Genomic DNA, 13212 nt, shown 5'->3' with positions numbered 1-13212 from the left:
CCGGCGTGACGCCCGCATAACGGCCGCATCACGCAGCCGCATCACGCCGGCGCCACGCGTCACCGATCGATCACCCGGGACTCACTGCGCAGACTGCGCCGCCGGGCTGGCACCGCTTTGCGCCACATCGCGCTGGATCGTCTCCAGCAGCTTTTCCAGCAGGCCGATATCGAACGGTTTGGACAGCACCCGCACATCCACGCTCCGCGCGCGGTCGAGTTCTTCCGCGTAACCGGTGACGAGGATGACCGGCAGTTTGGTATCGAACGCCAGCACCCTCTCGGCCAGGTCGATCCCGTTCAGCGTGCCCGGCATGTGGATGTCCGACAGAACCAGATCGAACGGCAGCGGCTCGCCCGTGCGAGCCTGCTTCGCGTGCGCGTCGTCGAACAGGCGCAGCGCGGCATCGGCGTTGAACACGCAGGTGATCTGGTGGCCCATCATCTGCAGCAGCGCTTCGGTGCCGGCGGCGACTTCCTCGTTGTCCTCGACCAGCAGAATGCGCAGACCTTGCGGGCCGCCGTTTTCTTCCGCGCTTGCCTCGACTGGCGCAGGAGTCTCCAGTTCGTCCGCTGCGCGGGGCAAATAAAGCCTGACTGACGTACCCGCACCGACTGCGCTGTCGATCGCGGCCAGCCCGCCCGAACTTTCGCAGAACGCAAAAACCTGCGGCAAGCCGAGACCGGTGCCCATCCCTTTCGGCTTGGTCGTGAACAGCGGTTCGAACGCCCGCGCGAGCACGTCGGGTGCCATGCCCACGCCCGTATCTTCCAGCGACAACTGCACGAACTCGCCCGTCAGCGGAAACCCGTCTTCGTGACGGAACACGATATTGCTGCCCCGCACGGTGAAACGCCCGCCGTTGGTCATCGCGTCGCGCGCATTTACCGCGACGTTGATCAGCGCCAGTTCGAGTTCGGCGACATCCGCGCGGATCGGCCAGGTCTGCGCGCCGATGTCCATCACCAGCGAAACCTTCGCGCCGAGCGACGCGCGCAGCAATTCGCGGCAGGTCGGCAACCAGCGGTCGAGGAACAGCGTTTCGGTGCGCAGCGGCTGCTTGCGCGCGACGCCGAGCAATTGCCGCGTGAGCGACTGGCCGCTCTTGAGCGCGCGTTCCATCGCCGATAATTCGCGGTCGATTCCGGCCACGCCGCGCCGTCTCGCGATCTGCACGTTGGCGGAGAGGATCATCAGCAGGTTGTTGAAGTCGTGCGCGACGCTGCCGACCAGCGTGCCGAGCGCCTCCATCTTGCGCGACTGGCGATACGCCGATTCGATCGAGCGACGCATCGACGCCTCGGCCTGCCAGCGCTCCCACGCCTCCTCTTCCGCGCCGAGCCGCCGCAGTGACAGCCAGATCACGCACCACAGCGCGATGGACGGCATGAACATCGAAAGAATCAGCACGCTCAGGTGGCGATACCACGCAGCCCAGATCGCCGACGTGCGATAGCCGCACAGCACGTACACCGGATACGCACCGACGTGCCGGAACGCGACGATCAGATCGCCGTCGTCGACGTCCGAGCGCATCCGCACAACGCCGGAGCGCCGCCCTTGCGCGATGGCTTCTGCGAGCGGCGTATTGGCCGCCATCACCGCCGGCTTGCGCGGACGGGTCGGATAGTGCGCGAGGATCGCGCCGTCGGTGCGCACGAGGCTCAGGATCATCGGCGTGCTGTCGTTGCCGACCAGCAGTTCGCGGTAAAACGCGTCGAAATAGCTGGGCCGCAGGGCGACTGAGACCATTCCGGCGAACGAGCCGTCGGTGGCCACGCGCTGCACGCCCATGTTGAACACCTGCTCGCCCGCGACGTGCCCGGTCATCACTTTCGACACGTGTTCCAGATCGCGCCCGCTGCGAATGCCGACGAAATCGTCGCGTCCTTCGATCGACACCATCGGCACCGGATAGAACCGGCTGCTGGCGAGCAGCACGCCCTCGCGCCCGAAGATCGACACGGCGGCCACTTGTGGATAGCCGCCGCCCATGGTGCGCAGCTTGTCGTGAATCACGGCTTCGCGCTCGCGGATGCCGTCGTCGTCGAGACCATCGGTCAGCTCGATGATGCGGGCATCGAGCGATTCGTTCATGTCGAACACTTTCAGCGCGTGTTCTTCGGCGACGCGCACGGTGCGCAGCGTCATGTCGGTGGCGTCGGCTTCGCGCGCGCGCCAGTCGTTGAGCGACATCGCGGCCACGTACACGCAAGGCAGCACGACGGCGGCGACCAGCAACGCGATCAGCGTGATGCGCCGCACGTGGAAATTCTGTTCCGGCACGGCAGGAAACGACGCCCCCTCTTGCGGGGCAGCGGAAAGACGACCCGCGCGAGGCGGGTCCAACCGGTCTTGTGTCATTGTCGATAAGGCCAGAATCGTTCGGGACCGGAATGCCGGAAGTCGGCTTCACAACAGAAGCATAACGTTGGAGCAAGCGAGAAGTTACTGCGACGAACGCCAGGACCGCGCGCAGATTAATCGTCTGATATTTGAAAACAGCGACAAATCAGGAAGCGCAAACGAACACGAAAGTGTAAATACAAAAGAATGGCTGCGCATCTGAATGAAACGTTTCTGCAAATAGGATATAAGGAGTAAATATCATTAGTGAATGCAGTTTTGGCGAGTTGCTTCTGCAAGCTTTTACTTCGAAAATCCTTGCCGCGATAGAAAATCCGTCTGCCATGCCCGGACGCGTTTGCCACGAGGAATCAGGCCATGCTTACCACGCGCGTTTTGCACGCGTCCGGTCACGCACGCTCCCCGCTCGCTCCACGCAACCTGCATTTGCGCAGGCATCACCGCACTTTTCCGCTGGGCGACCGGTCCGGCGCTAAAGAACTCGCTTCGACGTGCCGTTAACGCGTAAGAGACCATTTCGCTTTCTACCTGCCCATGTCTTTGCCCATTGTGATCGCCGATGATTCGCTGCTTGCCCGCAAGGTGCTCACCCGGGCATTGCCGCCGGACTGGGATGTCGACGTGTCGTACGCATCGAACGGACGCGAAGCGCTCGGTTTATACCGGGAAGGTCGCGCGTCGGTCATGTTTCTCGATCTGACGATGCCCGACATGACCGGCTATCAGGTGCTGGAAGCCTTGCAGCACGAAGATCTGAACACCTTCGTAATCGTCGTCTCCGCCGATGTCCAGCCGATGGCCCAATCGCGCGTGCGCTCACTCGGCGCCGCTGCGTTCCTCGCCAAGCCCGTGACGCCCGAGGCGCTTCTGCACACCCTCAAGGAGTACGGGTTGTATGCCTGAACCATTCCTCAGCGAAGATCAGCGCGACGCGCTCCAGGAGGTTGCCAATCTGGCGATGGGCCAGGCTGCGACTCGCCTCGCCCGGCTGCTCGATGCGTTCATCGAATTGTCGGTGCCGCGCGTGAAACTGGTGGCGGTCAGCGAGGCGGCGAATTCGCTGCGCGAGATGACCGGTATCGACGATACCGTGAGCGCGGTGCGTCAGGGCTTTCGCTCCGACATCAAGGGCGAGGCGCTGGTGATCTGCCGCAGCGACGGCGTCGAGCAGTTGTGCTCGCTCGTCAACGATCCCTACGCGCGTTCGAGCTACGAGTCGGTGAGTCAGACCGAGTTGATGTTCGACGTCGCCAATCTGCTGACGGGCGCGTGCGTCTCGTCGATTCTCGACCAGCTCGGCCGCACGCCGGTGTTTTCCGCGCCGGGTCTGCTCGGCGACGCAATGACGCTCGACGAAGTGTTCCAGCCCGGCGTCCTGCAATGGGAAGTCGCGTTGCTGGTCGAAGTCAATTTCGCGCTGGAAGACCAGAGCTTCCGCGCCCATCTCGTGATGCTGATGGCCGAAGAGTCGATCCGCCACATGAACGGAGCACTCGACGAGTTGCTGTCCAGCCTATGACGGTGTCTGCAGATTCATTGAGCGACCTGGTGGTCGAGCGGGTCGGCTTTGGCATTTTCGTGATCGACCGTGACATGAACGTGCTCATGTGGAACCGCTTCATGCAGGACCACAGCGGGTTGTCGGCGGAACAGGTGGTGGGCAAGTCGCTGTACACGCACTTCCCGGAACTACCGCGCGTGTGGCTGTCGCGCAAGATCGAGAGCGTGTTCCAGCTCGGGACGTTCGCGTTCAGCTCGTGGGAGCAGCGCCCTTACCTGTTCAAATTCGATCACGACCGTCCGATCACCGGCGGAGTCGATTTCATGCAGCAGGACTGCACGTTCATGCCGCTGATGCGCGAGCGTGAGGTTGTCGCTGTGTGCGTGACGATCTCGGATGTCACGCACGTGAGCATCGTTCAGCGCGAGCGCGAAGAGGCGGTCGCCAAACTCCAGGAATACGCGGATCGCGACGGTTTGACGGGCATCGCCAACCGGCGCTTCTTCGAGGCGCGCCTGCGCGATGAATTCACGCGCTGGCAACGGTATGGCGGCGACATGTCGGTGCTGCTGTTCGATCTCGACCACTTCAAGAAGATCAACGATCAGTTCGGGCATGGCGTCGGCGATACGGTTTTGCGGCTGATGGCGCAGCGCGTCTCCGCCGTGCTCCGCGCGCAGGACTTGTTCGGGCGCTTCGGCGGCGAGGAGTTTGCGCTGCTGCTGCCGTGTACCCCGCTCGCCGACGCGATGATCGTCGCGGAGAAGATCCGCTGCGTGATCGCCGATACGCCGGTCGAGTTTCAGGACACGCTCGTGCAGGTCACGGCGAGCGTCGGCGGCGCGGCCGCGCGGACGGGCACGCCGTCCTACGAGGTGCTGATCAACGAAGCCGACGCGGCGCTGTACACCGCGAAGCGCAAGGGGCGCAACTGCACGGTGGCGCTGAATTGACGTGACGCGGGCCGGGCGCCGCGCTGGCGGCGCTTCCTTCCGGCCCCGATTAGCTGGCAAAACTGCGGCCTCTCACAAAGATTGATATACTTTTCGCCGTTTCCGGCATCCCAGCCGGGTGTTTCGCGCGTGTCCACGCGCGTGCCCCCTGTCCTGCAGTACGCATAAAAACCTCTTTAAACGCCTTTCAGCAGGCGCCTCCAGCGGAGATCGTCTTGGCTGTTTCCAATCTTGTCGTGGACGATACAGAAATCGACGCCGCTGCCGCGACTTCCGGCAGCTCGTTCTATCTCGCCATGCGCATCCTGCCGGCTGCGCAACGCGATGCGATGTATCAGGTCTACGCCTTTTGCCGCGCTGTCGACGATATCGCCGACAACGACGACACCCCGCGCGCCGAACGCGCCGCCGCGCTCGAGCGCTGGCGTGCCGACATCGACGCGTGCTATGCCGGTGCGCCGCGCGCTTCCTTGCGCGCGCTGACGCGGCACATTCACACGTTTCATCTGCAACGCGAAGATTTCCACGCGATGATCGACGGCATGGCCATGGACGCCGCCGCCGACATCTGCGCGCCCGACGAGGCCACACTCGACCTGTATTGCGACCGTGTTGCCAGCGCGGCGGGCCGCCTGTCGGTGAGGATATTCGGGATGCAGGACGAGCCTGGCCGGTTGCTCGCGCACCACTTGGGCCGCGCGCTGCAACTGACCAACATCCTGCGCGATATCGACGAAGATGCGGGTCTGAACCGTTGTTATCTGCCGCACGAATTGCTGGCGCGCGAAGGCATCGCGGTAAAAAGCCCGCAGCAGATCGCAGACGACCCGTCGCTGCCGCGCGTTTGCGCCACGCTGGCCCAGCGTGCGCTGCAGCACTTCGCCGAGTCCGATGCGATCATGGACCGCGAGTCGCGCAGCCACGTACGCGCACCGCGCATCATGTCGGGCGTTTATCGCCTGCTGCTCGACCGCACGCTCGAACGTGGCTTCGACATTCCGCGCACCAAGGTCAGCAAACCGAAGCTGCGCATGCTGTGGATCGTCGCGCGCTACGCGCTTTTCTGAGCTGATGCCCAAGCTCGTACATGTGGTCGGTGCGGGCCTCGCCGGCCTTGCCGCCGCAGTGCAGTTACAGCGGCGCGGCGCGCAGGTCGTGCTGCATGAAGCCGAAGCGTACGCGGGCGGCCGCTGCCGTTCGTACTACGACGCCCGGCTCGGTGCGACGCTCGACAGCGGCAACCACATGGTGTTGTCGGGCAATGCCGCGACGCTCAACTACACGCGGGCGATCGGCGCCGCCGATGAACTGGTCGGCCCGGCGCAGCCCGAATATCCGTTCGTCGACCTGGCCACGCGGGCGCGCTGGACCGTGCGGATGTCGCCGGGCGCGCTGCCATGGTGGATTTTCGACTCCAACGCACGCGTGCCGAACACCGGTCCCGGCGATTACCTCGCGCTAATGCCGCTGCTGCTCGCCAGGCCTGGCCGCAGCGTCGCTCAGACCATGCGTTGCGACGGTCCGCTGTGGGATCGTCTGCTCAGGCCGCTGTTTCATGCGCTGCTGAATATCGAGCCGCGTGACGCGTCGGCGGAACTGACTGGCGCGATGGTCCGCGAAACCCTGCTGGCCGGCGGTCTCGCGTGCCGGCCGCTGGTGGCGCGCAACGGCCTCGGCAGCGCTTTCGTCGACCCGGCGCTGCGGCTTTTGCAGCACGGCGGCGCGGTCATCAGGCTGGGTTCGCGTCTGCGGGAAGTCGTGTTTGCAGCCGGTGGCGGCCGCGTGCAGGCGCTGAATTTCGTCGACGAAAGCATCGCGCTGGATACGAATCACGCGGTGATTCTCGCGCTGCCGTCCGAAAGCGCGGCGACTCTGGTGCCGGGCCTGCGCGCGCCGACCCGCTTTGCGTCGACGGTCAACGTGCATTTTGCGGTCGAGACGCCGTTCGGCTTGCCGCCGGTCACCGGCCTGCTGAACTCGATGAGCGAATGGCTGTTTGCGTTCGACGAGCGTCTTTCGGTGACGCTCAACGGCGCCGAGCGTCTGCTCGACACGCCGCACGAGGCGCTCGCCGCCACCGCCTGGGCCGAAGTGGCTCAAGCGGCCAATCTGCCCGTCACGCCGATGCCGGCCTGGCAGGTCGTGATGGAAAAACGCGCGACGTTTGCCGCGCTGCCCGACCAGGAAACGCTGCGTCCGGGCACGCGCACTCGCTGGAACAATTTGATGCTCGCGGGCGACTGGACGGCCACCGGCCTGCCCGCGACGATTGAAGGCGCGATCCGCTCCGGCCAGAAGGCCGCGGATACGTTGCTGAATGAACCGATGGAACGCCGATGAACGACTTATCTCAAGCCCAGCCGCTGGACACCGTCCTGCCTGAATTCGCCGACGCCGATTCCGACGCCGTGCACGACGCAGCGCCTGCGGAAGCGCAAGCGAGCGCCGCGTCCGCCGTGTCGCTCGACGCCGCGATCACGCGCGCCACCGACGCGATTCTCGCCGCGCAGAAGCCCGACGGCCACTGGGTCTACGAACTCGAAGCCGACGCGACCATTCCCGCCGAATACGCGCTGCTGGTCCACTACCTCGGCGAAACGCCGAACGTGGAACTGGAGCAGAAGATCGCGAAGTATCTGCGCCGCATTCAGTTGCCCAACGGCGGCTGGCCGCTGTTCACCGACGGCGCGCTCGACATCAGCGCCAGCGTGAAGGCTTACTTCGCGCTGAAGATGATCGGCGATCCGGTCGATGCCGAGCACATGGTCCGCGCGCGCGAGGCGATTCTCGCTCACGGCGGCGCGGAAAACGTCAACGTGTTCACGCGGATTCTGCTCGCGCTGTTCGGCGTCGTGTCGTGGCGCGCAGTGCCGATGATGCCCGTCGAAATCATGCTGTTGCCCGAGTGGTTCCCGTTCCATCTGTCGAAGGTGTCGTACTGGGCGCGTACCGTGATCGTGCCGCTGCTGGTGCTCAACGCGAAGCGGCCGCTCGCGCGCAATCCGCGCGGCGTGCGTATCGACGAAGTGTTCCGCGGCGCGCCCGTCAACGTTGGCCTGAACGAGCGGGCGCCGCATCAGCACGAGGGCTGGTTCCGGCTGTTCCGTGGCGTGGACGTGTTGCTGCGCGCGGTCGACGGCCTGTTCCCGAAAGCCACGCGCGAGCGCGCGGTGCGTGCGGCGGTGGCGTTCGTCGATGAACGGCTGAATGGCGAAGACGGCCTGGGCGCGATTTTCCCGGCGATGGCCAACTCGGTGATGATGTACGACGTGCTCGGCTATCCGGCCGATCATCCGAATCGCGCGATTGCCCGTCAGTCGATCGACAAGCTGCTCGTGATCCATGACGACGAAGCGTACTGCCAGCCGTGTCTGTCGCCGGTCTGGGACACGTCGCTCGCGGCGCACGCGTTGCTCGAAACCGGCGAGGCGCATGCCGAACAGGCTGCCGAGCGCGGGCTGGCGTGGCTGCGTCCGTTGCAGATTCTCGACGTGCGGGGCGACTGGATTTCGCGTCGTCCGAATGTGCGGCCGGGTGGCTGGGCGTTCCAGTACAACAACGCGCACTACCCCGACGTCGACGATACGGCGGTGGTCGCGATGGCTATGCATCGCTCGGCCGCGCTCACGCAATCCAACGTGGACGACGAAGCCATTGCGCGCGCGCGCGAATGGGTGGTCGGCATGCAGAGCAGCGACGGCGGCTGGGGCGCGTTCGAGCCGGAAAACACCCAGTACTACCTGAACAACATTCCGTTCTCCGACCACGGCGCCCTCCTCGATCCGCCGACTGCGGACGTGTCGGGCCGCTGCCTGTCGATGCTCGCGCAGATCGGCGAATTCCCGCAGAACAGTGAACCGGCGCAGCGCGCGTTCGCCTACATGCTGCAGGAGCAGGAATCGGACGGAAGCTGGTATGGCCGCTGGGGTCTGAACTACATCTACGGGACGTGGACCGCGCTGTGCTCGCTGAACGCGGCGGGTATGTCGCACGACGATCCGCGCATGAAGCGCGCCGTGCAGTGGCTTCTGTCGATCCAGAACCCGGACGGCGGCTGGGGCGAAGGCGGCGAAAGCTACAAGCTCGACTATCGCGGCTACGAACGTGCACCGAGCACGGCCTCGCAAACCGCGTGGGCGCTGATGGCGCTGATGGCCGCAGGCGAAGTCAATCACGAAGCCGTGGCTCGTGGCGTCGAGTATCTGCAGCGCGAGCAGCAAGAGCATGGTCTGTGGGACGAAACGCGCTTTACGGCGACGGGTTTCCCGCGCGTGTTTTATCTGCGCTATCACGGTTATCGCAAGTTCTTCCCGTTGTGGGCGCTGGCGCGGTTCCGTCATCTGAAGCGCAATGGGCTCACGCGCGTCGCGGTCGGGATGTAACGCATGCCTCTTTCGATAACGCCGTTAGCCGGAAACGGCGGCAGCAGCTTGCCGGTGATCGTGGTGGCGGGCATGGCGTTCGAAGCGAAGATCGCGCGGGGCAACGGCGTCGAGGTCGTGTTCGCGGCGCGCTCCGATCTGTTGCAACGCGCGCTGGATGCGGCGGTCGCGCGCGGGTGTTCCGGCATCGTGAGTTTCGGCACGGCGGGCGGTTTGGCGCCGGATCTGGAGCCAGGATCGCTGATCGTCGCAGATGCCGTCGAAGGACCGTCCGGGCGCATCGATACCGACCGGTCCTGGTCGGACAGGCTCGCCGCTGCGATGGCTTCGGGGCCGCTGGCTGCGAGACTGCAGCGCGGCGCGATGGCGGCGGTCGCCGCCCCTCTGATCACCGCCGCGGACAAACACGCGCTGCATCGCTCGACCGGCGCGCTGGCTGTCGACATGGAATCGCACATTGCCGGCTCAACCGCCGCCGCGCACGGCGTGCCGTTCGCGGTGTGCCGCGCGATCGTCGATCCGTCGTGGCGCACGTTGCCGTCCGCCGCGACGGCCGGTTTGCGCGACGATGGCAGCACGGCGCTCGGCCCGATTCTGCGGGAACTGATACGGCAGCCGTCGCAACTGGGGGCACTGATCCAGCTTGCCGGCGACGCCCGCGCCGCGCGACTCTCGCTGGTTCAGGCGCGACAGGCGATGACAAAAGCAGGCGCGCTGGATCTGGCGATTGCCTGAGAAACGAAAACGGCCGGTAAAGGCCGTTTTTTTTCGTCTGTTAATTCGGCGATAGATGGGCGATTGCCAAAAAATCAGGAATGTCGCTGTTCGATGGATCAATCTGAATATCTGATTTCAGTCCAGAAGCACGGCTTCTATTCCGGTGACGCATATCGCACCAAGCCATCCTAATAGCCCTTCAACCGCCAACCGACCCGCCCCAGCGCGGGTTTTTTTAACGCCTAATGCGCTCATGGACGGCAGATATCCGGCCCGACATACGTCGCGATCCGCCGCCAATACCTTTCTGCACTTTTTAATTCAACAGGCATTGAAATACTAGGGAAAACCCCTATGTTTGGTACAATGTCAGTGTTAACCCTAGGTTTGTAGGCCAGAAGACCCGAACCAGGCGCCTCGAACGCGGAGTACCAAATGAATTTCCATACCAGAAAGTACGGTATGAAATTCGCGTAATGTGTACAGCCTTACTGGGTAAGGGTTACAAGCCGATTTAAGCCAAAAAATATAAATCCTTCGCTCCAGTTACCCCAACGTCTACCCCAACAAAATTGGGGGCATAACGTCTACCCCACCGCTGCAATTGATTGCAATCAGGCAGCGGCGACCGTCTTGGTGGAGCCCTTCTTGGGGCCGGGTGTGCCCAACTTCACCAGCTTGTATTCCTTTTTGCCACTGGCGTTAAACGCCGCGATCAACTTGTTGACGTTCAGCGCGTTGAACATTGCGGCCAGTTCCGGCACCGTCACCTGTTCCGCCCAAGCATCAATATTGGACTGCGAGTAACCGGGGCCAGAGGCGGTGGTTTCAGTGAAAGTCACGTCTTGAGCATCGTCAGCGGCGGGCGTGGCCTTGGCCTTTTTGGCGGCGGCGCTTTTTTTGCCCGCGTCTGCCTTGGCTTGATCCTTCACCACCTTGAAATTCTCCACTGCATCCTTGTAAGTGGAGGTTTCAAGTTGCGGCACCACTTCATCCATATTCTCAATGGTCAAGGCGTCCACCGCAGCACGCAGGACTGAGAAGGACACCTTGCCCACCTTCTCATAGGGAATACCTTTCTTCTCCAGCGTGCGAAACACATAAACAAAATTGTTCGCTTGCGCCACCTTGATCTTGAGTTCCTTGTCTACAAACGCCCCAAACGAGTCATAACCGAAATTCTTATCTTTCTCGCCATCAATGCGCGTCTTGATACGCGACAGCACCGCGCCGAGGTCATAGCTGGATTGCGTCCAATTTTCAGCCGCTTTGTGAGCAGCTTTCATTAGGGCGCGCGGGGTCATGGTTTCGTACTTGGCGATGACCGGGGAGGTGGTAACGACTTCTACGGCGGTAGTTTGGGCGTTCATGTCTGACTCCATTCAGGGGGTAACTGTTGTTCGGCTAAACGTTTAGCAGCAACGAGACCCGATAGTGTCGGAAAGAACGCGGGTAAACAAGTGGGGCAACTAGACAGAAAAGTGGTAAACCGCACGAAAAAAAGCATATGCGCGGAATAAGCAGCGGAGCGAGGGGAAAAACGGCGCGGCAATCAGTTGCACTGGATTGACGAGAAGGGGCGTTGCGCTAACAGATGGTGCATCGCAGCATGTAATCATTTACCGGCTCGAAACCCAATGCCAGAAGGGGTTGCAGCGATTTTAATTATGACGGCATTTTCTGACCCCGAAGTCACACGTACTCTGTACATACGCACTCACCAACCGGAGAACGAAATGGCAACGAACGAGAAAACCCAAGACGCGAAGCCCCGCTATATCCGCGAAAACTTCCGCATTCCTGAAGCCATCGTTCGGCCCATGGAACTGCTGGCAGAGAAGCGCAGCGTTACCAAGTCGGAGATTCTGCGGAATGCGCTGCGTGAGTACTACGCTCGCCAGCCGGAACTGATGGAGCCTGCATAGGCATAAAAAAACCCGGCGCGTGACCGGGTTCGAAAGCGTTCATCTACCAAGAGAGACGCACCTTTGACGCAAGCCCACGTTAGGACAAGTAACCCGGGACAAGCCCATACATTATAGGGCGAATCCTGTGCGGATTATTAACTTTAAGTATGGGAATGATCATGAACCATGCCGAACAGCACTACCTTGCCGGGGCGATGTGCGCCAACGCTGGTATGGCCTCCACAGCGATTGCCCCGCTGTACAAGCCGCGCAAAACTCCCCGAAAAATCCCGGGCCTAGCCCAATCCGAAAAACGCGGTTTTATCGTCAGTGACCGCGCCTTGGTCGGGGGCAATCTGTGTGCCCGGGACATGCTGGGCGATCTTCGCTACTGGCTGGAGCCAGACGAGCAAGGCCATTGCCGAGCTACCAAGCAGATCAACGGCCATTTCTGGGTTGCCCGCTCCCGCCAATTCTGGGTCAAGCAGCTTGGGTATTCAGAACAGGAAGTAAAGACCGGTATCAAGGCGCTGGTGGCGAGTGGGGCAGTCGTGAAAGAGTCCCATGAGTTCGGCAACTGGGACACCTATCATTACCGCCTCTGTTTCGACGTGGCAGGTTACAAGCTGCGAGGTGGACAAAAGGGGGTTGCCAGCAACCCCACTTCACCCAGCGCCAAACAGCCTAACCCGGTTGCCAGCAACCAAGGGGGGGTTGCCAGCAACCTAGACCCGGTTGCCAGCAACCTAGCTACGTCAGGAAGTACCCAAGGAAGTACCCAAGACGTAAAGACTTTGGGAGCCGCTTCGCTGACTCCAAAACCCGTACCCCACACCCTTGGCCAAGGCGAAGCCAAGGAAAGCAAAGACCCAGACCCGAAAACCACCCCTAACCCCACACCGGGAAAATCACCTTGGAACAAATTGGGGAAATTGTCGGCTGATTACGTTGATCAACTTGAGGCGGTCTGGAAGAAAGGGACCAATAGCCACATTGCCCTAGACGATGCAAAGCGAGGGAAGCTAAGGAACTTTGGGGATAAGTTGCTGCGTGCCGACCTTGACCCATTGAAGGCGTTGGCCGCGCTATTGAAGGATTCTGCGTGGCACAACTACGCGAAGCGCCTTGATGGCACCTACAAGCCCTACCCCGATGTGATGATCATCGGCACGAACAGACATATCAACGTGTTGATCAACCTGATTTTGGCGAAACGTGCGGAACTGGCCGCGAATCCGGCCCCCCAGCAGGCTCCCGGGCCCACGGCAATATCAGTGCATACCCCGGCACCGACGAAGCCCGTACACGTCCCGGAAACGGATCTTGCGAAGCAGCACGCCGTGATGGCGATGTTGAAATCGGCGGCTCTTAAAACCAAGTAAGGG

11 protein-coding genes are annotated in these 13212 nt (G+C 62.4%); 9 read left to right on the top strand and 2 right to left on the bottom strand.

Going from position 1 to position 13212, the window contains the following annotated elements; genetic code table 11:
* Window positions 1-81 precede the first annotated feature (81 nt).
* Entirely contained in the window at window positions 82-2364 is a 2283-nt protein-coding gene (locus tag BLS41_RS28930) for a hybrid sensor histidine kinase/response regulator (RefSeq protein WP_074770903.1), read from the bottom strand.
* 537 nt (window positions 2365-2901) lie between these two features.
* Between BLS41_RS28930 and BLS41_RS28925 the strand changes: the two genes are divergently transcribed.
* The 7 genes from BLS41_RS28925 (at window position 2902) to BLS41_RS28895 (ending at window position 9938) form a co-directional block, all read left to right on the top strand.
* Window positions 2902-3270, top strand: coding sequence for a response regulator (locus tag BLS41_RS28925; RefSeq protein WP_074770902.1), 369 nt, complete (start codon window positions 2902-2904; stop codon window positions 3268-3270).
* Window positions 3263-3886, top strand: a complete 624-nt coding sequence (locus tag BLS41_RS28920) for a chemotaxis protein CheC (protein ID WP_074770901.1) — start codon at window positions 3263-3265, stop codon at window positions 3884-3886. The genes BLS41_RS28925 and BLS41_RS28920 overlap by 8 nt, the downstream gene beginning before the upstream one ends.
* Window positions 3883-4821: a sensor domain-containing diguanylate cyclase gene (locus tag BLS41_RS28915; RefSeq protein WP_074770900.1), complete on the top strand. Its 939-nt coding sequence runs from the start codon at window positions 3883-3885 to the stop codon at window positions 4819-4821. The genes BLS41_RS28920 and BLS41_RS28915 overlap by 4 nt, the downstream gene beginning before the upstream one ends.
* Window positions 4822-5036: 215 nt before the next feature.
* Window positions 5037-5888, top strand: a complete 852-nt coding sequence (hpnD, locus tag BLS41_RS28910; RefSeq protein ID WP_074770899.1) for a presqualene diphosphate synthase HpnD — start codon at window positions 5037-5039, stop codon at window positions 5886-5888.
* A 4-nt stretch (window positions 5889-5892) separates the two neighbouring features.
* Window positions 5893-7161 (top strand): hydroxysqualene dehydroxylase HpnE, encoded by a 1269-nt coding sequence (gene hpnE / locus BLS41_RS28905; RefSeq protein WP_074770898.1) that lies wholly within the window; start codon window positions 5893-5895, stop codon window positions 7159-7161.
* The gene (gene shc, locus BLS41_RS28900; RefSeq protein ID WP_074770897.1) at window positions 7158-9203 is read left to right on the top strand and encodes a squalene--hopene cyclase; all 2046 of its coding nucleotides are present in this window, start codon (window positions 7158-7160) and stop codon (window positions 9201-9203) included. The genes hpnE and shc overlap by 4 nt, the downstream gene beginning before the upstream one ends.
* A gap of 3 nt (window positions 9204-9206) precedes the next feature.
* Entirely contained in the window at window positions 9207-9938 is a 732-nt protein-coding gene (locus BLS41_RS28895; protein WP_074770896.1) for a phosphorylase, read from the top strand.
* 596 nt (window positions 9939-10534) lie between these two features.
* On the opposite strand, the gene BLS41_RS28890 is transcribed toward BLS41_RS28895, so the two are convergent.
* Entirely contained in the window at window positions 10535-11290 is a 756-nt protein-coding gene (locus tag BLS41_RS28890; RefSeq protein WP_143026387.1) for a hypothetical protein, read from the bottom strand.
* 366 nt (window positions 11291-11656) lie between these two features.
* On the opposite strand from BLS41_RS28890, the gene BLS41_RS28885 reads away from it, so the two are divergent.
* Window positions 11657-11845: a ribbon-helix-helix domain-containing protein gene (locus BLS41_RS28885; protein WP_074770894.1), complete on the top strand. Its 189-nt coding sequence runs from the start codon at window positions 11657-11659 to the stop codon at window positions 11843-11845.
* Between the two features lie 161 nt (window positions 11846-12006).
* Entirely contained in the window at window positions 12007-13209 is a 1203-nt protein-coding gene (locus BLS41_RS28880; RefSeq protein ID WP_143026385.1) for a hypothetical protein, read from the top strand.
* Window positions 13210-13212: the final 3 nt, after the last annotated feature.

The sequence above is a fragment of the Paraburkholderia fungorum genome, from assembly GCF_900099835.1.
GTDB classification, from domain to species: domain Bacteria; phylum Pseudomonadota; class Gammaproteobacteria; order Burkholderiales; family Burkholderiaceae; genus Paraburkholderia; species Paraburkholderia fungorum_A.
The sequence above is the reverse complement of the archived record's forward strand: the minus strand, read 5'-3'. Positions and strand labels throughout refer to the sequence as shown.